The organism is Aeropyrum camini SY1 = JCM 12091 (assembly GCF_000591035.1).
Lineage (GTDB): Archaea > Thermoproteota > Thermoprotei_A > Sulfolobales > Acidilobaceae > Aeropyrum > Aeropyrum camini.
In genome coordinates this window covers 800,599-821,851 of the sequence record NC_022521.1, presented here as the reverse complement: position 1 = coordinate 821,851, position 21,253 = coordinate 800,599, and the positions used below count along the sequence as shown (strand labels likewise).

Annotated in this window: 17 protein-coding genes; 8 read left to right on the top strand and 9 right to left on the bottom strand. The window is 58.3% G+C overall.

Going from position 1 to position 21,253, the window contains the following annotated elements; genetic code table 11:
- Window positions 1-45 precede the first annotated feature (45 nt).
- Both ACAM_RS04355 and ACAM_RS04350 read left to right on the top strand, forming a co-directional pair.
- Window positions 46-765 (top strand): GTP cyclohydrolase IIa, encoded by a 720-nt coding sequence (locus ACAM_RS04355; protein ID WP_062662736.1) that lies wholly within the window; start codon window positions 46-48, stop codon window positions 763-765.
- A 40-nt stretch (window positions 766-805) separates the two neighbouring features.
- Complete coding sequence (locus ACAM_RS04350; RefSeq protein WP_022541604.1) at window positions 806-1,534, top strand: hypothetical protein; 729 nt, start codon at window positions 806-808, stop codon at window positions 1,532-1,534.
- 107 nt (window positions 1,535-1,641) lie between these two features.
- Here the strand turns inward: ACAM_RS04350 and ACAM_RS04345 are convergent, their stop codons facing one another.
- Entirely contained in the window at window positions 1,642-2,322 is a 681-nt protein-coding gene (locus ACAM_RS04345) for a hypothetical protein (RefSeq protein WP_022541603.1), read from the bottom strand.
- Window positions 2,323-2,545: 223 nt separating this feature from the next.
- On the opposite strand from ACAM_RS04345, the gene ACAM_RS04340 reads away from it, so the two are divergent.
- A complete protein-coding gene (locus tag ACAM_RS04340; protein ID WP_022541602.1) occupies window positions 2,546-3,022 on the top strand; it encodes a hypothetical protein in 477 nt (158 codons plus the stop codon).
- Window positions 3,023-3,028: 6 nt separating this feature from the next.
- Here the strand turns inward: ACAM_RS04340 and ACAM_RS04335 are convergent, their stop codons facing one another.
- On the bottom strand, window positions 3,029-3,808 hold the full coding sequence (locus ACAM_RS04335) for an SDR family oxidoreductase (protein ID WP_082398370.1): 780 nt from the start codon (window positions 3,806-3,808) through the stop codon (window positions 3,029-3,031).
- Between the two features lie 194 nt (window positions 3,809-4,002).
- Between ACAM_RS04335 and ACAM_RS04330 the strand changes: the two genes are divergently transcribed.
- The 3 genes from ACAM_RS04330 (at window position 4,003) to ACAM_RS04320 (ending at window position 6,072) form a co-directional block, all read left to right on the top strand.
- Window positions 4,003-4,515: a PadR family transcriptional regulator gene (locus ACAM_RS04330; RefSeq protein ID WP_022541599.1), complete on the top strand. Its 513-nt coding sequence runs from the start codon at window positions 4,003-4,005 to the stop codon at window positions 4,513-4,515.
- Window positions 4,516-4,603: 88 nt separating this feature from the next.
- Complete coding sequence (locus ACAM_RS04325) at window positions 4,604-5,311, top strand: Rossmann-fold NAD(P)-binding domain-containing protein (protein WP_022541598.1); 708 nt, start codon at window positions 4,604-4,606, stop codon at window positions 5,309-5,311.
- A 152-nt stretch (window positions 5,312-5,463) separates the two neighbouring features.
- Complete coding sequence (locus ACAM_RS04320; protein ID WP_022541597.1) at window positions 5,464-6,072, top strand: hypothetical protein; 609 nt, start codon at window positions 5,464-5,466, stop codon at window positions 6,070-6,072.
- Between the two features lie 307 nt (window positions 6,073-6,379).
- Here ACAM_RS04320 and ACAM_RS04315 read toward each other — a convergent pair whose 3' ends face one another.
- A complete protein-coding gene (locus ACAM_RS04315; protein ID WP_022541596.1) occupies window positions 6,380-10,342 on the bottom strand; it encodes a DEAD/DEAH box helicase in 3,963 nt (1,320 codons plus the stop codon).
- A 411-nt stretch (window positions 10,343-10,753) separates the two neighbouring features.
- Here ACAM_RS04315 and moaC point away from each other — a divergent pair, with 411 nt between their 5' ends.
- Window positions 10,754-11,194 carry a cyclic pyranopterin monophosphate synthase MoaC gene (gene moaC, locus ACAM_RS04310; RefSeq protein ID WP_022541595.1) on the top strand — a complete coding sequence of 147 codons (441 nt, stop codon included), beginning with the start codon at window positions 10,754-10,756 and terminating at the stop codon, window positions 11,192-11,194.
- Between the two features lie 47 nt (window positions 11,195-11,241).
- Here the strand turns inward: moaC and ACAM_RS04305 are convergent, their stop codons facing one another.
- Window positions 11,242-11,514 (bottom strand): hypothetical protein, encoded by a 273-nt coding sequence (locus ACAM_RS04305; protein WP_022541594.1) that lies wholly within the window; start codon window positions 11,512-11,514, stop codon window positions 11,242-11,244.
- 221 nt (window positions 11,515-11,735) lie between these two features.
- Here ACAM_RS04305 and ACAM_RS04300 point away from each other — a divergent pair, with 221 nt between their 5' ends.
- A complete protein-coding gene (locus ACAM_RS04300) occupies window positions 11,736-13,709 on the top strand; it encodes an AMP-binding protein (RefSeq protein WP_022541593.1) in 1,974 nt (657 codons plus the stop codon).
- A gap of 19 nt (window positions 13,710-13,728) precedes the next feature.
- On the opposite strand, the gene ACAM_RS04295 is transcribed toward ACAM_RS04300, so the two are convergent.
- The 5 genes from ACAM_RS04295 to ACAM_RS04275 form a co-directional block, all read right to left on the bottom strand.
- Window positions 13,729-14,613 carry a DMT family transporter gene (locus ACAM_RS04295; RefSeq protein WP_022541592.1) on the bottom strand — a complete coding sequence of 295 codons (885 nt, stop codon included), beginning with the start codon at window positions 14,611-14,613 and terminating at the stop codon, window positions 13,729-13,731.
- A 115-nt stretch (window positions 14,614-14,728) separates the two neighbouring features.
- Window positions 14,729-15,652: a carbon-nitrogen hydrolase family protein gene (locus ACAM_RS04290; protein WP_022541591.1), complete on the bottom strand. Its 924-nt coding sequence runs from the start codon at window positions 15,650-15,652 to the stop codon at window positions 14,729-14,731.
- A 3-nt stretch (window positions 15,653-15,655) separates the two neighbouring features.
- The gene (rgy, locus tag ACAM_RS04285; protein ID WP_022541590.1) at window positions 15,656-19,768 is read right to left on the bottom strand and encodes a reverse gyrase; all 4,113 of its coding nucleotides are present in this window, start codon (window positions 19,766-19,768) and stop codon (window positions 15,656-15,658) included.
- A 39-nt stretch (window positions 19,769-19,807) separates the two neighbouring features.
- Window positions 19,808-20,479: a hypothetical protein gene (locus ACAM_RS04280; protein ID WP_022541589.1), complete on the bottom strand. Its 672-nt coding sequence runs from the start codon at window positions 20,477-20,479 to the stop codon at window positions 19,808-19,810.
- Window positions 20,480-20,490: 11 nt separating this feature from the next.
- Complete coding sequence (locus ACAM_RS04275) at window positions 20,491-21,183, bottom strand: hypothetical protein (RefSeq protein WP_022541588.1); 693 nt, start codon at window positions 21,181-21,183, stop codon at window positions 20,491-20,493.
- Between the last annotated feature and the right edge of the window lie 70 nt (window positions 21,184-21,253).

Genomic DNA, 21,253 nt, shown 5'->3' with positions numbered 1-21,253 from the left:
TGGGGCAGCCACAGTATGGTCAGGCCGGAGGGGTGTAGGGGGGTTTTGGCGAGAGCTGTTAGGGTTGCGGTCGTCGAGCAGGTTGGATATAGAGAGTGGACTGAGGAGTTGGGCAGTGACCGGGAGTGGATAATACAGACCCTCCAGAGCGACATATATGCTGCAGCCCAGAAAGAGGCCGCTAAATACGGGGGCTTCGTCCTCCCGATCCGATACGATATAATGCTCCTAATCTCCTCGAACATGAGCGTGGGAGAGCACGCTAGGGTTCTAGATACAGTAGCCAGCCTATCTAAGGTGAGAGTTAGAATGGCAAGCTACTGCAGTGTCAGGCCGCTGGACGCAGTGGAGAAAGCTTGGTCAGCTCTCCACGATAAGGGGGATAGACTCATCTATGAACCATGTGAGGCCGAGGAATACGCCTCAATCGCCCATATAGACCTCAACAATGTGACAGCCATAACAAGGGCCGAGGGCCCGGTGAGGACTTACTATGAGGTTATGGATCTCATGGCGAAGATCTCTAAGGTAGCCGAGGAGATCGGGGCTGTAACACAGTATCTAGGAGGCGATAACATACTCGCCGTCATACCGCTCACAGGCTCAGTAGAGAGAACCGTGGAAAAACTCCTTGTGAGGAACGACTTGAAAGCAGGTATAGGCATAGCACCGACAGCCCGAGCCAGCCTAGCTCTGGCAGCAGAGGCTCTGCACGAGATTAGGGCAAAGGTAAACCCTGGCCCTATCGTGGTCAAAACGCAATAAAAACCTCTGGGAGAGCATCTATTAACCAGTGGGGCTAACGGTGGAGGAGTACTACATAAAGGTTAGGCTCACGAGGGAGGAGTACGAGAGGCTCCGCGACCAAGCACGGAGAAACGGCTTCACCAGCGTAGCAGAATACGTTAGATGGCTTCTCTCCAGGCACGTGGAGGGCGGTGAGGAGCCGGCCACAGGAGTCTCTCCCGAAGTACTTAGAAGCCTTATGGCCAGCCTAGAGAGGCGTATAATGGATCTTCTAAACCCTTACACAGGCAAAATTGACGAGATCAACCTCAAGCTGTCAAGGATAATCGAGATGATCGAGGCTATGGAGTCTGTGAAGCGCGAAGAGTTTGAGCGCGCCCTCCCAGAGTATAAGGAGGGGAGGCTGGCAGGGAGGGAACAGAGGCGGTACGAGAGGGGCGAGTACAGAGGCGGGGACGCTATTGATAGGCTCAGGAAGGAGGGGATACTGTTTCAGGATGAAGCCGGCTGGATAAGGTCGCCCCAGAGGTTCTTTGCCTCCCTCGAGAAGAGGGGAGCCGTCGTTCTCAACATAGAGGGTAGGTACGTTGCTGTTGACAAGGACTATTGGGAGAGGTTTAGAACCGTCCTGGAAGAACTCGACGTTTCGGACAGCATAGCGGCGGAAAAGATAGTTGAGGAGAAGCTCGGCGAGAGGGCTGCAAAGCTCTTTAGAGAGATGGTCAGGGCGGGTATAGCGGTCTTCGACGAGGATAAGGGCGCGTGGATACTCTATCTACCCCCCTAGCACCGGGAGCCTCCCAGCCAAAGCTATCAGAGTCTTAGCCAGCTTGAAGGCATCACTATAAAACTAGCCTCGCCCAGCATCTGCAGACCTCTTCACCCGAGTTCCTCCTAGGCTAGGTATTCCTCCTCATACACTATCCCCCTCGACAGTAGGTGTAGGAGCCTCTGAGACACCAGCACCCTCCCCCCAATCTTGGGATAGGCATAGGGGAGACTTACACTAGCTGTAACACCCTTTATCGGGCTTTCCAGCTCGATTTCAAGGCCTCTCGCAAACTCAATCTCCCCCAGACTGTAGCCTTCAGCCACAAGTATGGCCGTCTTAACGGCTCCATCAATGCTCAGCTGCTCAGGCCCGAGGTTCCTCCTCGCACAGGCCGTGTACACCTGGGATGAGAGGAGGTAGGTCCTCCCTCTGGGGGGATGATCCCCCATTATGCCGCCCACTATCATATAGGTAGCGTGGGCCGCCTCTTCGGGCTCCAGATTCCTACGAGACCATAGGTCGAGGAGAATACAACCTGGCTTGTTAAACCTAAACCCACGCTCCATAGAAACAGGCACACCCATGGCCCGAACAGCCGCGTATAGAACCGGGTTTGAGGCTCCTGCTACAACAAGCCTAAACCCCCTCTCGCCCGCGAAGAGGTATGATTCCCAGAGCTCCTCCAGAAGCCATCTAGAGGGTGCTTCCTCCAGAAGCTCTACCACAATAGTCGGACGGCCTATAGTTAGGGTTTCATGATTGGGGTTTTGGTAGAGCGGTCTACTAGAGGCCCTGCTCTTCATCCCCCCACCCGGTCTGGTCCGGTCCACTTGCTTCATCCCATACATTAGTAGAATTAAAGCCGTCTGAGGTGAAAGATCTTAAACCACTCTAACCGGGGCTGGAGGCCAGGGGAGAATCCATGTTAGAGTTTTCAAGTTTTGAATACTATATATTAAGGCGGGGTGTGCTTCTTATGTATATCCCTTCTCCATAGTGGGATTACAGTGGGATAGGTGAGGTGGTTTGCCGACTTCTGTGGAGAAGCAGATTTGGTATGAGGTTTTCGATGAAGCATCGAAAATATTCCGTAGCATCAGAATGGGGAGCGGCGAGGAGTGGGGCCGGATAAAGGTGAGTCTGGCGGCGAAAATAGCGCGTATCCTCGCAAAATACTTCCACACTATAGACTACATAGCCCTCTCTGACCTCTCCGGGGGAGAGTGTGATACGAGCGTTAACGGCAGCTTCGACATAGACCTGGTTATAAAGGTGCGCAGCCCCGCGGAGGCGTACGCCCTTTCAACGCTAGAAGAGATAATTGATAATGCCGTTAAGGAGGCCTTCTTCACCACTGTGAGCTACGAGGGTTACAGGAGGCTTCTCGAGCACTACCAGAGGGGGCTCAAGCATAACGTGGTGGAAATGCATATAAACGATGTATATGCCCTGAGACTGTCAAAAGGCATCGAGTGCCCGCCTATCGAGCTGTACAAGAGCTAGGCCTTGCTAGGGCCACGCAACCCTTCCCGAGGCTCCGTCAAACACGACTATAGCCCCATGCATATACTCGGGGCTCTTCACCAGTAGCCTTATAACCTCCTCGAACTCCTCCAGCCTCCCAGATCTGGCTAGAGGGCTAAGCATTTCAACCTCCCTTCTCCAGACGCTCTCCAGCTCCTCCCCCCTCACCTCAGCTATCCTCCCCACAGTCTTCAGCGCTCCAGGCGTCCTGAAGCTGCCGAGCAAGAGGAGTATAGGCCTTATCTTTTCAGGATAGAGTCTTGCCGCAGATTTCACGAGCCTCGAGAGACCTGCTCTAACAGAGTCCGATACTATCAGGGGGTCCATAGGCTCGGCTACTGTGAAGCTTGAAAGTAGGATTACAGTAGACTTAACAGGGTTGTAAGACGCTAACGCTTTGAATAGGCTGGATGTGGAGGCCAGGTAGAGTGCCGCCGCCTCTATCCAGTCCTCCCACTCTGCTTCCCGTAGAGTCAGGGGTTCCCGCGATATGTTGCCGTATGCCGTGACGGCAGCGTTCACACCCCCTAGTACCTCCACTGCGTGTTTGACAGCGGCCTCAACATGTCCCTTGACCCTCAGATCTCCCACCAGCGGCTCTACAACAACCCCGAAGCTGTCTTCCAAGACCCTGGCGCTAGCCTCAAGCGCTTCCCTCCCCCTAGCGACAATCACCAGGTTGCAGCCGAGGCTTGCGAGAGCCCGGGCTGCATGGAAACCAAGACCCCGGCTCCCACCTAGAACAAGCCCTCCACACCGCGCCAACGATCCTGCCCACTAAAACCCTTTCAGGTGTAAAGTGGAAATATTCTTAGGAGGCGGCTGTGATGATGGCTGGTATTGCCGAAGGCGGGTAGCCGTTGAGGATGGACACCAGTCTTTGAGCCGCCGCCTTCAAAGCCCTCGACTTTATAACCCCGGGCGATTGTATACTAAATTATATTTACGGGTTTGAAAATTTGGTTGGAGCTAGTGAGAGCAGCGGGAGCTCTAGGAGCAACATTATAAGAGAGAGTCTGAGGCAGCTCGTCCTCAGGGTCCTCGCTGAAAGGCCCTATCACGGCTACGAGATTATGAATAGGATAGAGGAGATAACCTACGGAGCCTGGAGGCCAGCACCGGGCACACTGTACCCGCTGCTGGACCAGCTAAAGAGGGAGGGTCTCATACGCGTGGAAAGGATGGATAAGGAGGGCGTTAAGGGGGGGAGAAGGATAGTCTATGCCCTCACCGAACAAGGTTGGAGAAGGCTGGCAAGTATAATGATAGAGAAGACTAGAAAGGTGGACTATCTAATCTACTATCTTATGGAGGGCTGCAAGATACTCAGGGAGCATGGTTTTGCAGAGGAGGCTAATAGTGTCTGTGGAGAGGCTAGGAGGGCTGTGGCGAAGTTTGAGAAGGCGCTGGAAGAGTCGTGCGGCATCCAAGAGCCCCTACTGGAGGTAGAGAGCAGGAGGACCTCTGGCTAACTAGAGGCCATGAATGGGGGTGTCTTCAACACTAAACCACCTTTTATACCTAACAGCATAGAACCCGCTAAGGGCGGGTGTCCAAGCCTTGGCCATAGAGTATGTGGAGGCGGCCGGGTTCCCACTTGCTACTGCAGCAGCCACCCTGGCTGCATCGTTTTACGCATACACCGCTTATAGGAACTCTGGCTCGACGGCCGCGCTAGCCCTATCCGCGGGCCTGTTCGCGGTGTTCATACAGGCTGTTCTAGAATCTGTGATTAACGTTATGGTGTTGAGGAGCCCGGCTTTCTACGGATCATCAACACACTATGCCCTCGACGCGGTTAGGGGTATTGCAATAGTTTTCTGGAGCGCGGCCATGGCGTCAGTGTTAATTGAGACTATAGGTGTTGAGAGTAGGTGGATAAGGCTAGGCCTCCCGGGAATAGTATTCGTGTCTGGGACCGTGTACACCCTGGCTGTCAACCTGTTGAGCGGTATTGAGCCGCCCAGCCATAGGCTACTTGTCAGCAGCATAGGCAGGGTGCTAGGCCAGCTAGTCCCCCTAGCACTTCTGGCGGGAGCATACTTCACCAGAGAGCTGGCACTGCCTACAGGGAGCCGGGCGGCCATGCTTATAGGCCTAGCGTTCATAATGCACGGATTCACACTCCCGCTGTACTCCGTCGCGAAGAGCCTGGGTATGGTTACCTTAGGCCTGTGGTACGCTGTGGGTGGGATAATGCCCGCCCTCCTGGCGGCATACGGCTTCAGGCTGCTGACAGAAGAGCAGAGGGAGGCGGTTGCAGGGTGAACGGGTTTTCAAGGCTAGAACGTGCCTACCGCGCACTTTGTTCAGGCCGTGGAGGCATCCTCACTATTAATAATGTTCTCCCTCTATCATTCATATTTTGAAATGTATCCAGCGCCTTGTAAATAATATTGGGGGAGCAAGGGTAAGGAGGTATGGCGCCGCGCGTAGTGTGCCCCTTGGGCGAGAGTAGGGGGCCGGTGGTGTATTGCAGGGTTGTGAAGCGTCCTGTAAATCCACTAGCATTTCCCTGCACTACAGCAAGGTATGTTAGCTGCAGGTTCTACAGGCAGGCGCAGGCCGAGGAGGCTGCGGCTAGTGCCGAGACCTCTCTCACCAGGACCCCCTCCGCTGGAACACCGCCGATACCAGCTAGTGGGAGGCCCGCCACGGAGGAGCGGAGAGAGCAGGCTGTGGAGGCCGAGACTCATGAATACGACATTGAGGAGGCCGAGAAGCTGCTGGACCCCCTTTTCCAGGCTGGCCTGGTACTGGACTATACGCCTCTAACATTCACAGCCTCAGGGGCAACACTAGAGGAGGTTGCAAAGGATCTCTACTCCGAGGTGGAGAAGGCCGTGGGAGAAGGCTGCTTCGTGGCAAAAACGATAGATACACCCTCCATATTCCTGAAGATTTGCAGAGGGAAATTAGTCGCGGCCGCCCAGGAGGATAGAGGGCCGCTCGAGGAAAGACACCTCTCAGAGCCTCTGCCCCGGAGGCGCTTGAGACTCATAGTCTACGGCCCCCTAAAGGGCGAGTAACGGTATGGAGCACGGTAGCCCCGGAGAAGCATCGAGCCCCCGCCGCCCACCCTACCCCAACACAGGAGTATTTCCCTACGGGAGTCGAGGTACGTAGCCTCTATTATGGGAACAAGCGTCTCAACCCTCAAAGCCTAAACACCGCTGGACTATGGCCTGAGGAGATTGGAGTGCAGCGGCCTCACCTCACCGTCATGTTTGGAGGCGCCCCGGAAAACTGCCGGAGCTATACATCCAGCCCTTGCCCAGGCCCGGTTTGCTACATAAGAGCTGGATCGTCTGGTTGTCTTCCTAATTAATAAAGTGTTTAGACAGGCATTTTCACGTGAGCTACGGTTACGTAGGGGTAGTCGGAACTCTCCACTGTAGAGGCGAACCTGTGGTAGTGGCTCTCCCGGTGTAGGACTGCGACTATGAATCCCAGGTCTGCAGCCTCGACCCCGCCCGCCTTCATCCTGTTGAGCGCCCTTCTCAACCCCACTATCCTGGGCTCTACTGGGAATAGTCTACTGTAGGCTCTGATGAAGGCTGCCCTAGCCTCTTCGCCAGCTACAGCCACCGTTATACCCATGGGGCCCAGAACATCCACAAGCCTCTCGAGCGTAGAGGCTAGTGGGCGGCATTTGGAGATGCTTGGGCATTTCATAGTTTTAGGGGCTTTCAACAGCCTCTCTGGGCTGTCGGGAAGCGGTTTGAGTAGGGGTGTGTTGAAGTACTCCCTAACACCCTCCCTGAAAGCCCGGCTGGCCCTCTCACCCCTCAGGCCTGAGATGCTCTCGAGAAGCCTTCTCAATCTCTCTACCTTAAGAGCTTCCAGCGAGGCGAGCCGGGCGTGGTAGATAAGAAGGTCAGTAGTCGGGATTGTTATACTCCTATGCCTCACCTCAGGGTTCATGTCAACTATCACAGCGGGCCCGGAGCGCTGGATTATAGCCCTCTTACACTCACCCCCTCCCCCGGGCCTGTTATAGTGTATCGCCAGCCCTCCCCCGGGCCCGCTACAAAGGGTTATGGAGAGGCTTGCAGGCTCGAGCAGCTCACCACGAGGCAGCTCCTCCTCGAACCCAACTATGCCCAACCTGGGTAGCACAATCCTTGGAGCGAGGCCGGAGTCCTCGAGGTCTCTCCATGAAACTCCCTTCCTCAACCTGTATATGTGAAGCCGCCTAGCTACACTATAGTCTAGGAGGCCTGAGGTCCTCAATATGTCCAGGAGCCTCACTGCTCTGGGGGGTGTAGCGGGCGGGGAGAGGAGCAGGGTGAAGCTCTCCTCCCGAGCGTGTAGCTCGACTAGGGCGTTGTAGAGTGCGAGCACAGTTGACAAACGGGGCAGCTGCTTCAGGCCCATAGCACGTCTAACCCGGAAGTCCTCAGGGGCGAACAGTATAACCGACCTCGCAGGCAGCCCATCCCTTCCCGCCCTACCTATCTCCTGCACCAGGTCCTCGACCGAGTCGCTGGGGAAAAGGTGTAGGGTCCACCTAAGGTTGCTTATGTCCACGCCCATCCCAAACGCCTTGGTAGCCACTATTACCTTCCTCCCGCGGCCCTCGGATGCCATCTCCTCAACGAGCTTCCTCCTCCTCTCGCCCATCTGCCCATGGTATAGGAGGACCTCGCAAACACCCCCCAAGGCCGGCTCCAGCCTGGAGGCGATTGTCTCCGCGTTAGCCCAATCCATCACCCTGCTTTTGACAAAGCCTGTGAAGACTGCTCCCACCCAGTTCTCCGACACCCCTGTAGCCCAGGCTGCGAGCTCTCTGACATGCTCTGCGGCTGCATCAAGCCTAGCCCTGCCCGGGGGGGAAACCCTGGCTTCCACCATTATGTTCGGCCTGATGGGGGCTATCCTATAGACCACTGTGGATTCGGGGCCCGGCTCCGTTTCAGCCGCACCATCCTCCTCAAGGTCTACAATCAAATATCCTTCCGCGCCCAGCATAGACGCGACGGACTCTATGATATCCAGGGTGGCTGTGGCAGTGAGAGCCAGTATCGGAGGCCAGCCCTGCTCCAGCCTAAGGTCAGCCAGGGTTTTAGCCATGTAGAGGTAGCTGTTCCTGAACGTCTCCCCCCATCTAGAGGCCGTGTGAGCCTCGTCAAGCACAGCCAGGGTGAGACCGCCGCCGCCTACAACCTCCCTTATCCCGGCGTCCTCAAACCTTTCCGGCGCTATGTAGAGGAGGTCTATGAGGCCGAGAGCAGCAGCCCTCACCACCTCACTCCTAGCCCTGGAGCTTAGGCTAGAGTCGATGTAGCAGGCGGCCAGCCCCCTCCTTAGAGCCCCCCTAGTCTGGTCTCTCATAAGAGCCTTAAGAGGCGTGACAACCAGTGTCAAAGCACCATAGCCCAGGTACGCCAGCCCCCTGGCGGGAGCCTGGAAGAGGAGGGACTTCCCGTAGCCGGTGGGAAGGACGGCTATCGTCACGGATGGGCTGAGCGAGGAGTACACCCTGGATATCCTCTCCAGTACAGCCTCCTGGCCAGGCCTCATGCTGGAGGCCCCGAGGAGTGTCACGGCAACACGGGTAAGAACCCTCTTCACAACACCGCTGTCAACAGGCTCACCACGGGCGGTGAGTGGCCTGTGGCCAGCGGCCCAGGAGATGCCGACGGCGCCGAGCCTGTGCAAGAGCTCAACTATCCTCCCCCACTGCCAGGATACCAGGCTCGCCTTCCCGGAGTAGAAGCGGCGTATGATGCGTGGGAGGACCTCGTCCCTCAGCAACACCTCTGGCAGAATAACCACAGTCCTCTCGGCAACAACGGCGAGCTCTGGACGGGCCTGGAGAAAACTCCAAGGCACAACCAGGAGACCCCCCTCGACGAACCAGCGGTGCAGCACTCCTCCCCGTAGGCCTGCAAGGAAGCCGCCCAGACTCTCTGCAACGAGGGATGCAAGGGTTTCCTCGGGAGTTACGACAAGCACCCTCCCCTCCTCACCCTCGAGGAGCCTCTCAAGGGTTGTGATCAGCCCCCTCGGCCCCCTACCTTGTGGGGGCTCGAGCCGTACTTCAGGAGCCTCAGCCCCTGAGGGGGCCTCCACGCCGAGCATAGCAGCAGACTCCTGGGGAGCCCAGCCCTTGACTCTAAGCCTGACCCGCACCCCCCTCCCCTGGCTGGCGGGCCTCTGGGATGCCTTCTCTATCCTCGCTCTAAGGTCCTCCGGCAGGTGGGAGTGTGCTTCAGCGGGTCTAGAGAGACAGCGGTCCAGCGGCTTTACACAGTCCAGCAGAACCTCGCCCCCCAGCCTGGCGAGGCGCAGCTCCCCCGCCTCCACCTGCTCACCCCTAGCGGGGTGGCGAGGGTTCGGCACAACCTCCGAGGATCTTAGGAGCTTAAGCATGCTCTCGGAGAGGCTCGGTGGGGCTGCCTCTAGAGCCCGCCAGACGCTTCCCCCCCGGGCCGCTATGCTCTTAACAGCCATGTACGCGGCGTACTCGAACCCCCTATAGCCTGGATCGTCGGGAGGATCAAGAAGGTAGGGCCTCCATGTCTTGTAGAGGAGGCGGGGGGCGTCTGTGGCCACCACATCGCCTGAGGGATGGGCTTGGCCAGCTCCTTCTGGGGAGGGTGTTAGGGATGACGCCGCCTCGGGGGCCAGCCTCACCTCGGGCGGCATTCTAGACCAGTCCACCCCCAGGCTTTCCAGGAGGGACACCGACTTCGATACTATATCCGCCACTGCATCGACGATGCTCCCGGCTGTAGAGGAGAAGTGGTAGATGCTAAGCCCGAGATCGCCTCCCGCCTCAGGCACGGCTATCGCGGAGAGTAGAGAAGCGTCCACAGCCCTGGGATACCGGGTGGAGCAGCCCCAGTGGACGAGTATAGAGGCTCCTAAACCCCATGCAGCCAGCCCGGCGGCATCGCTGTTCGACAAAACCCTAGCCCTACCCCCAGGCCCCATGGCCGCGGTGTCCACCATAAGCCCGCCATACCCGAATACCACCCTGCCCTCGCTGCATACAGCTACCGCAACACCCCCAGGCTCAACACCTTCTAGACTCCAAGGCTTTCTACCCGAGAAGAGGAGGACGGCTGCCGCCTCAAGCTCAAGATCACTTGGAACGCTGCACCCAGCCGCCTTCACCCTGGCGACAAGCTCATGGAGACCCCTATCAACAGCCTCGCGGAGCCACTCATCCCCCGGACACCCCTTCTCACTAATATACCTCCCCAGGAGCAGGGGGTTGTCGAGGACCTCCCCGAAGGAAAGCTCCTTCCTCAGCCCAAGACTATCAGCTATCCTCTCCCAAAACTTCTTCAACAAGCAACACCCGCCGGAGCGTCCAGCCCCACCCTAGATCCAGGTAGTGCAGACCCTCTAATTAGGGCTAAACCGCTTCTCTCCCAACCGCCCCAATTTGTTTAAACCGTAGTGTCTTCTATCGACGGCGAAAACATCCACACGCCCGCACAAGTTAGGTCCGGATATCCCGTGTGGACTCGTAGGCGGCGCTGGAGGCCAAAGGGCGCGGGCCTCCCATACTGCTCAGACCCCCTGGCTCTCGAAGCACGACCTACAACGCCCCCGAGGACGCTGCACCGAGGAGCGGTATAGCCTGCTACGTTCAACGCCACCCTCCCCAACGGCCATACCCGGGAGGCCCGGGGGCTTTGACGTTATACCCGCGCCCTGTTAGGTAGTGGTATGGATAGTTTCCGTGGGTGGCCTGCCTTGGGTAGTGCTGGAATGGTTGATATAACGGGTAAGGAGCCTGTGAGGAGGGAGGCAGTGGCCTCTGGCTTCATAAAGCTGAGGAGGGAAACGGTCGAGGCTATAAGGAGGGGTGTGGTGGCTAAGGGTGATGTTGTCTCCGTCGCATCTGTAGCTGCTGTGCTCGCGGCGAAGGAGACACCCCGCCTGATACCCCTAACCCACCCTATCCCTATTGAGAAGGTTGAGCCCGAGGTTAGGGTGAGGGATGATGGGGTGGAGGTTAGGGTGAGGGTGGCGACGACCGCTAAGACGGGGGTCGAGATGGAGGCTCTTGCCGGGGTTACAGCGGCCCTGCTGACTGTGTGGGATATGGTTAAATCGCTGGAGAAGGATGAGACGGGCAACTACCCTGATACAGTTATAACGGGCGTGAGGGTCGAGGTCAAAAGGAAGGGATAAAGAGAACTAATGTATAGTATGCCGAGGAGATCCGTTTTTGGACACCCTCAGTAGACCTCGAAGGCGGCGTCAAGAGGCTCGTCGGCTTCATCGCCCTCAACATGGATCAGGCCCTTCCTGTTGAATATGCGGAGGAGCTTCATAGCCTCTCCTCTGCTCCTCAGTTTAACTAGGATCACGTCAACACCATCCACTATCTTAGCGTCCCGCGGAAGGCGCATGCGGGAGAGGGTTTCCCTCGCTTCCGGTTTGAGGGGTATTACATAGTAGCCGTGGGGATCCCTGCGGGACAGGATGTCGCGGAGGAACCGCTCTGCCAAGGTGAATACCACCTCAGGAGGAGCCTCAGTCAGGCCCTGGTCCACGGATATTATTATAGCTGTCCACTGTTTTATAAACGTTTCTCGGAAACCCGTCTAGCACAAAACCCGGAGCAAGGCGGAAGCCGCCACGGCCTAGAGCCCACTGTCTTTTATACCAACAGCGCGCTCACCTTCTAATACTTTAAACCGTAAAGTTTTTACATGGAGGTGGCGAGGTTTTGCAGCAGAAGAAGATATGGCATCCCCCCCGGGAGATCGTGGAGCAGAGTAACGTGCATCTTTTCATGGAGAAGCTTGGAATCAAGAGCTATGGAGAGCTGGTTAGGAGGAGCACCGAGGACCTCAAGTGGTTCTGGGGAGGCCTTCCCGAGTGGCTCGGCGTAGAGTGGTTCCGAGAGCCTAAATCTGTTCTCGACCTGAGCAGGGGTGTCGAGTGGGCTCAATGGTATCGCGGAGGCCTGCTCAACGCTGCTTACAACGTGGTCGACAGGATTGTCAAGATGGGCTATGGCCATAGAGAGGCCTTCACATGGGTAGGCGAGGACGGTGAGGTCAGGAGGTACACCTACCTCCAGCTGAAGGACGAGGTAGACAGGATGGCCCGCCTCCTCTCCCAGGACTATGGGGTAAGTGTTGGAAGCGTAGTTGCAATCTACGCTCCCATGATGCCGGAGAGCATAGTGGCAATGCTCGCTGCAATGAAGATCGGGGCTGTGGCATCACCCATATTCTCCGGATTCGCCCCCCCAGCTGTCGCTGAGAGGCTTAAGCTTGGAGAGGCCAGAGTGCTCGTCACAGTCGACGGATACCTTAGGAGGGGGAGGAGGATAGCCCTGAAGGAGCAGGCTGACCAGGCTGTGAAGCTCGCGGGGGGCGGGGTAGAGCATGTTGTTGTGATCAGGAGGCTCGGCATAGACATCCCCTGGGTTGAGGGTAGGGATGAGTGGTACGATAGGGCTATAGCGGGCAAGGCGGGGCCTGTGGAGCCGGAGGAGCTGGACCCGGAGCATCCCGCACTCCTCCTGTTCACCAGCGGCACCACCGGAAAGCCCAAAGGGGCTGTGATAAGCCACGCAGGCTCCATACTCCAGCCGGGTAAGGAGCACTACTTCAACCTAGACATCCACCCAGCCTGGAGAGAAGGGGGGGATAGGCTGTGGTGGATAACCGATATAGGCTGGATGATGGGGCCGTGGCAGGTCCTAGGCTCCCAGCTGCTCGGGGCTAGCCACCTGATGGTTGAGGGTGCCATAGACTATCCTGACAAGTCCAGGGTTTGGAGGCTTATCCAGGAGCACGGGGTAACCCACTTCGGCTTCGCAGCAACAGTGGCCAGAATGCTCAGGGCTATAGCCAGCGACACTGTCGAGGAGTACGACCTATCCAGCGTCAGAGCCTTCGGCAACACCGGGGAGCCCATAGACCACGCCACATGGATGTGGGTTATGGAGAAGCTGGGCGGGTGGAGGAGGCCGCTGATAAACCTTAGCGGCGGCACCGAGGTGTTCGGCTGCATACTGCTACCAAGCACCGTAGTCCCCCTGAAGCCGACCACCCTCTGGGGCCCGGCTCTCGGTGTCGACGCCGATGTTTTCGACGACGAGGGGAGGCCCGTTAGAGGGGAGCCAGGGTATCTCGTTGTTAAGAAGCCCTTCCCCAGCATGACTAGAGGCCTCTGGAAGGACCCGGAGAGGTATATAAAAACCTACTGGTCCCGCTTCCCGGGAGTCTGGTACCACGGCGACTACGCCCTAGTCGACGAGGACGGGTTCTGGTACATACTCGGGAGGGCGGATGACGTGATAAAGGTGGCTGGTAAGAGGATAGGTAGCGCGGAGCTTGAGAGCGTTCTCACGCAGCTACCTGAGGTGGCTGAGGCGGCGTGCATAGGAGTACCCCACCCTATCAAGGGCGAGGTCATAGCGTGCTTCCTAGTCCCTAAGGGAGGGTTCGATGCTAAAGAGCTAGCCGCAAAGGCTAGAAAGGCCATTGTGGAGAGGTTCGGCAAGCCGTTCGCCCCGGAGCATGTTGTGATAGTAAGCGAGCTCCCGAAGACGAGGAGCGGGAAGATAACCAGGAGGGTGCTGAGGGACCTGGCCCGGGGTGTAGAGCCGAGGGAGTTGAGTGTGCTGGAGAACCCTGAGTCGGTTGAGAAGCTTAAGGAAGTAATACGCAGGATAGCGGGAGGCTAGCGAGGCCTGGCGAGGGGGGCTACCGCCTCCACACCACGGCGATAATCCCGGCTATTATCAGTGCGGCGCCAACGAGCTGGCGTATGGTGAGCGTCTCCCCCAGCAACAGCCAGCCGAGTATGGCGGCTGTCAACGGGACGAGTGGTATGAAGACGGCGCTCTTAGAAGCCCCGACCTTCTCAACACCCAGGTTCCATAGCGTGTAGCCTAGAGCCCCGGGGACCGCTGCAACATATAGTATCAGCGCAGCCTCCACAGGGCCCAATCTTAGGCCTCCCCCGGGGGCTAGTGCAGCATAGGCTGGTATCGTGAATATCGTGCCGAAGAGGGATGTCCAGAACATCACAACGTTCTGGTCATAACCCGCCAGCTTGACCCTGAGGATGATAGTGTATACCACCCAGGAGAGGGCCGCCCCGAACGCCAGCAGGAAGCCTAGGAGGCTGACGTTGGAGCCGGGGGATGGAGATAGCACGAGGTAGGTCCCGGCCACCGAGACTAGTGCCCCGGCCGTGGCGAGGAGGGTCGCCTTCTCCAGCCCCAGGACGACAGCAGCCATGTATGTAAGGGGTGTTGCGAGGGCGGTGACCAGGGCTGTGATGCTCGCGTCCATATGGCCTAGAGCGCTGTAGAAGAATATGTTAAACCCTGTTATCCCTAGGAGGCCTAGAACAGCGCTCCAACCCATCAGACTCCTATCGGGGTTAAACATCTTGTCGCGGGCAATGTAGAAGGCGGAGACGCCGATTAGCGGTGTTGCGAGGGCGAACCTGACTAGAGTGAGGGTTACACCGTCGATGTGCCCCCCGCCCACAAGATACCTCCCGGCGACAGCGTTGGTGCCCCACGAGATCGCCGCGAGGGCTGGTAGCAGCAGGCCGGCTACACCGCTGAATCTCGGCAACGAGGAGCCCTAGTAGGCATTGGGCCGCTCCGGAAATCTTATACCGTGGACGTATCCCAGTCTATAGTCTATCCCACCATCGTAGTACCGGAAAATATTGTTGTCAAGAGGGGGGTTAGAAGGCCTTGTTTCCCCCACGCCTGGAGTTGTTCCTGCAGAGGCTCTTCACCAGTATGTTCAGGTGTTCCGGCGGCTTCCTCGGGTTAGTGGCTTTCTCGTTCAAGTCGATGAATATGGGGGACTCGTCATCGGGGCCGAACATCTTGTCCTCTATGACGCCTTCATCTGGCTCCACCGGTATGGTGCTCATGTATGCCAGCGTCTCTACACCGCTGTCTATTATGCTGCCGACCAGTATTATGGGGACGCCCGTCTCCCGGCTCCTCACCTCGAGGAATGTCTTTACAACGTTGTGGTCCATGGTGACTAGACCGTCATCGTCTATAATGCCGCCCAGGAAGCCGCTGTTGTAGGGGAATATCGTTCCGATAATCATCTTCGAGCCGCCCAGCTGGAGGTGCCTGAATATCTCGGGGGTGGCGAGGTCCTCGTCGCTGAACACGCCCAGGCTAATCTCCGAGCCGTTAACCTTCAGCTTAAATATACCCGGCTCCTTCCCAGGGCTTATCCCCATGTCCCTCTCCTCCTCGGTGAGCGACACCTTCCTATACTTCCCAGCTATGGAGCCGTCGGGGGCTGTGAGGACGGTTGTCACGTAGACCCTTGGGCCGGCCCTCTCGATTATAGGGCCTCCGAGGATGTACACCCCGTATTCCTGGCTCCACCTCGCCATGAAGCTCACACTCGGCCCAGCTGGTATGTTCTTCTCGGAGATCTTCTCCGCCAGCTCCCTTAGCTTGAGCCTGGCCTTGCTCGGGGGGTAGTAGCCTATGAGGGGGCCCGTGAAGGGGTATGAAGGTAGGACTATGAGGTCGACAGTCCTTGTGGAAACAACCTTCTCAATAAGTATTGAGTGTCTCCTGGCGTTACTCCTCTTCGCGGCTAGTTTAACCCTAGAGTGTAGGATAGCTAACCTCACCCCTCAACCCACCTCTGCACCCCACACTCTCGCTGCCTCGGGAGTCTTTACGGCGCACGTTACGAAGCGCGAGACCCAGGTATTACCCTGTGTATTACCCCGCGCCGGGCTCCTATGCTTAGTGGGGTGTTCGATGTTTAAAAGGAGTGCGAGGTCCGATATCTCGTTGAAGACCCTGTCTAGAACATCATCCCTGGAAGCCTCCCCCCTCTCCACCATATCCATCTCCCTCTCGAGCTCCCTAGTCCTAGTCTCGGAGACGAGGGAGGGCACCCTCCTGAGTATCTCAGCTATCCTGGCGCCGTACTCCTCCTCAACGGCCTCGGCGAGCTCTTTGGTCAGGTAGTTGTGGACACTTATGCCCCGGCTTGTCGCCACCACGAAGCCAGCGCCCCTGCCCTCCTCCCTGGATATCTCTATAACATACCTCCTTCTGAATAGGGTCTCAACTATCTTTGCATAGGTGCTAGGCCTCCCAATGCCCCTCGTCTTCATCTCCTCCACAATCTCCCCCTCGGTGTACGGGTAGGCCCGGGGTACCTGCCTGCCCTCAACCACCGCCCTTATCCAAGCCTCTCTACCCTCAATTAGCCTCGGCTGTGGCCTGACATAGGGCCACACGAGGGTGAAGCCCCGTGTAACTCCCTCGGCGTCGCCTGGCCGGCCCACCTCAACCACCCTCTCCAGGGTGAGGATGTAGCCGTCGAGCTCCGGCACGTGGAGCCTGTAAACGACTCTAAGTGCGTCGGCCTCCCTCATCTGGCTGGCCATGAACCTCCTAAATATCATGTCGTACAGCCTCAGGTGCCTCCTCGTGAGGCTACCCGGAAGCTCTATAACACCCTCCTCCACGAGGAGCTGGAGCCTCTCCACGTCGATAGGCCTCACAGGCCTTATGGCCTCGTGGGCACCCCCCTCACCCCAGCGCCGCGGCCTGTAGAGCTTGCTGGCTAAGCCTCCAAACCTCGTTTCCAGCCACTCCCTAGCAACCTGCATACCCCTGTCGCTAACCCTCGTCGAGTCCGTCCTGTGGTATGTTATGAGTCCCCACTCGAAGAGGTCCTGGGCTAGCCTCATCGCCTCCGCAGAGCCGAGGCCGAGAAGCCTGTTAGCGTCCCTGAGCATAGTGTCGGTTGTATAGGGTGGAGGGGGGGCTATCGTCGTCCACTCCTCCTTCTCCACAACCACCTTTACATCGAGCCACGGCTCTATACCCGTCTTCCTGTGGTGCTTAATCCAGTTATCCAGCACGCTCTTGACACTCTCAGGCACCTCAGGGTCGTCGCTCCTCACGGCAAAGAGGACCTGGGAGTCGTGCACCACCCTGTAGAGCCACACCTTCCTCCTGTAAGCCAGGGTCCTGTCGACAACCCACCCTAGCGTGGGTGTCTGCACCCTCCCGGCGCTCAGGTTGTAGTAGGCCTTGTACCTGGCGCACCTCTCCCTATCCATGTGGGGCCTCTTCTCCCCGTACTCCTCCAGGACCCGCCTACAGTACCTGGGCCAGAAGTCGCACCAGAGTAGGGGGCTGAGGGTGAAGCCTATCCACCTGTCCTCAACCCTCCTAACCACCTGAGCGTCCACCAGGTTCTTGTCGAAGCTCCTGGGGCTGGAGAGTGCCTCAAGAATGGCCTTCTTAGTCACCTCGTGGAACTCGAGCCTCCTGATGTTGGGGGCGTAGGGCCTTAGGGCTAGGGCCACGTCCCACCCTATCTTCTCCCCCTCGGTATCTGGGTCGGTGCCTATATAGACCTCGTCGGCCTCCCACGCGACGCGGCGGAGGTCCTCGATGGTGCTTAGACTGTTCCTCACCAGCTCGCTGCCGCAGCGGGGGCACCTTGAAGATTCCTCCACAAACTGGTAGCCGCACTCGAGGCACCTCTTTATGCTGGTGTAAACCGGAGTGTAGGCTGTGGCGCCGTTGCCCCCGGTCCTGTACCTAAGGACGCCGAAGATAGCGTTCTCAGGCTCGCCTCCAGCAACCTCAACATCCCTACCGTCAACCCTGACGACGAGGTCGAAGACGTGGCCGCCGCTCGCCATTATCATGAGAATCCTGTCCCCGGTGGCCACCTCATAAACCCTCCCTCCCCCGGGGAGGAGCCTCACGCTGGGCTGTCCAAAGAACCTGGCTATCGTCCTAGCCTTGTTGGGGGACTCGACGACCAGCAGCGCAGTCCTAACAAGCTCCACCCCCTTGTAGAGGCCTTTAACAACCTTCCTAACCTTCTCCCTGTCCTCGTCTATCTCCCTGATAACGGCGTGGAGGTCGAGGTCCTCGAGCCTCCTCCACTCGACCTCGGCCATCCACGAGACCCTCTTCATAAGCCCTCTCAAGACAGCCTCGTTATCGACGACCACGACGCTAAGGCCCAGGGTTATACCGCCCGCATAGAGCCTGCTCGTCCTCCCGCTCGCCTGGAGGTAGGTCGCAGGGTCGGGGACGAGTATGTAGGTCCTCCCGCCCTCCCTCACCACGCCCACATCAAGCTCCCGTAGGCTCTCCCACACGTCATCCCTCCTTAGAGCCTCCCTCAGGAAGTTGTAGGCGTCGAGAACCTGCTTGTCGTACCCCCCCTCGACCTCCCCCCGGGCCACCCTCTCCGCTATCATCTGGAGGGCTGCCGGGCTGAGGAGCCTGAGTATTCTCCTGAGCCTGCCCATGTGGCTTCGGGCCGCGCTGGCAACCTCCTCAATCCTGCTCTCCGCAAGTATGGAGAGGAGCCTGAGGAGCCTGGATGGGTGGGGGTCTCCGATGTCGCTCCCGAACTTGTGCCGAGGGACTCCAGCGAACACGGCATACCTAACCCTGGCCGGTAAGTCTATCCCCCTCACCAGCGTGCCGTAGTAGTTTGCAACGCCCACCAGTACATCAATTTCACCCTCCGCAAACCTGTCTAGCAGCTCCAGAGGCTTCTTAGCGTGGTAGGCCTCAGCCTTAACCCCGGCCCGCCGGAGGTCCTCGGCCAGCTTCTCGGCGTATTCTACACCCATGTCTATCGGCACGTAGACAAGCCCCCCTGTGCCGAGGGTTTTCACTAGCTCTACAACCCTCTCCGTAACACCGTCCTGTGGGTACGTGTAGCTGTCCACCACCCTCCTGAGCCCTATATCCCCCCTGCCCCCCGCCTCGAAGTTGAGGAGCACCCTGAAGAGCCTCACCCGCGCTCCCCGCGGCCTTCCTGTGGCGCTGCTGACGATGAGGCTGGCTGTACCCTTCCTCTTCGCCTCTATCTCCGCCTCAAGGCTCTCCAGCCTCCTCTTAACCTCGAGCAGCTTCTTCCTAGCCTCCTCCCTCACCTCCTCCCTAGGGCTCTGGAGGAGCGACACCAGCCTCGCCTGCTCCCTCTGGAGCCTGAGGACCTCGAGGCCGGTTTCTATGGCCTCCTCGTCGAAACCCACTATCCTGAGTATCGCGTCCACGCTCCTAGCACTCCTTAGAACAGCGTCGACATCGTCGACAAACACCAGCCTAAACCTGTAGCCAGATAGCTTGTCAACGTATTTCCTGGCGAACGCGGCCGTAGTCACGAGTATATCGAAGTCCCCGTTCTCAAACCTCTCCAACGCCTCCCTCCTCTCAGCCGCCTTAAGCTTGCTGTGTATCACCAGTATCCTGGCCTTCCTGCAGCCGGTTGACTCCACCATAGACTCCAGCTTCTTCGCCACATTGGCAGCCAGCGTAGTCGTCGGCAGTATAATATAGCTCCTCATACCCTTCCTACAGGCGTAGAAGAGGGCGGCCGCCGCGCCGAAGGTAGTCTTACCCACCCCTGTTGGCGCTATTATGCTGAAGCTATCCCCCCGGGCGAGCCTCTTAGCCCAGGTCCTCTGAGCCCCCCATGGGGGGGAGCCGACTGCCTTCTCGAAGAAGCGCCAGAGGCTCCTAGCCTCATCCTCAAGACTGGCTATAGCCTTCACGCCAGCCCCTAGGGTGCCCTCCCTCTTCAGGAGCCTCGCCAGCCCAGACCAGCTGGAAACCCGCCTCCCCGGGATGCTGGGGAGGCATCTGGGGCATGGGAGGCCCTGCGAAAGCCTCTCCTCAGTATTAGGCCCCCCGCAGTTCGGGCACAGATACCTGTAAACCCCCCTGGAAACGGCCCAGCCGCTAGCCACAAACACCAACCCATTCACGGATAAGCCGGGGCCGTGGAATCATAAAGTTTCGCCCTCCACACCATCCGGCCCGCGATGCAAGCCCATTAGTGTGTAGAATGCTGCTGCCTCCATAGCCAATCCCGCGAGCAGGGCTGAGCCAGCACCAGCCACCGCCCCTATCAGAGCCACGGCGGCGCCCCCTAGGAGAAGGGTTAAGGCTGTCTCCATTCCCCTGCTAAGGCCGCGCATCCTGTAGCCTATGATTGCTAGGCCGCTCTGGAAAAGTATGAAACCCGCCGTCAACACAGCCTCACCCACACCCGCCAGCAGGAGAATGGATCCGGCGGCGGCAATTGCAGAACCTGTTTTCAGCAGGAGGACGGCTAGCCGAACGTCCCCGGCCCTCCCACTCCCCACAGCCTCTGGAGCGGCTTCGAGGATCCCGGAGGCACGGTAGGCTATGAGAGAGGCTGCTAGGCCTCCGACTGCTATTAGCGTGTTGGAAGTATACTTTCCCACAGAGTCTATAGTGCTCCCGGAGATCTCGGGGAGCCCTAGCAGGCTGGATCCATAGCTGAGCAGCACCCCGACAAATCTGATGCTGACGAGAGACGCACCAGCCAGCACTATAGAGGCTAGCGCGAGAGCTATGGATAAAAGCATGCGGGCCGAGAACTCTCCAAGCGCGGCTAGCAGTGTATCCCCTCCCCCACCCTCCTCGGGCTCCAACACTCCACACCCTATGCGGGGGTGGTCGAGCCTTCGCCTACAGGCCTCCCCTCCTCCTGGACCTCCTGGAGGAGGTTTTTTGACGTGGTGTACACCATGCGGAAGCCTATTATCTCGAGTATAATGGCTGGCAGCAGCATTATTGACAGGGCTGGTATGTAGCTTAGGAGGTGTAACGCCGCCCCCAGGAGGGTTATGTTTAGGGGCGTCTCCAGCTCAGTGTGTAGGCCGCGGAGCTTGTAGGCTAGGAAGCCTATTCCGATCAGCGATATGATATCGCCGACGGCGAGGAGCAGAATACCCACCAAGATGATTGTTAGGGCGGCGCCGACGAGAGTTATAACCCCGCCTATATAGAGGAGCTCAGCACCCAGAGTGAGGTCCGACTTTGCCTGCTGGGATCCCAACCTTTTCACAGCCTCCTTCACGTAAACGGCGCCACGATAGAATACATAGGCGGCTATGATCAGGAGCAGGACAGTCGCTAGCAGGGAGGCGGCCACACCCAGGATGGCGAAGGCCTCGAGCCCAGAGCCGAACACGGCTTCAAGGGTCACACCGACGAGGAGGAAAGCACCCAGCACAGCTAGCCAGGCCACTAGAACAAGCAGGAACAGCATGTAGCTCAGGAATATCTTCCTAAACCCCCCGGCAAGAGCGTCCAGGAGAGTCCTATAGTCATCCTGGGGAAGATCCTTTAGCATCGCGTATCACCATCCCGCAGCTACCAGGCCACGGGTGTTCTGCGGCGGGAAGCTACTCCAACCACGCCCC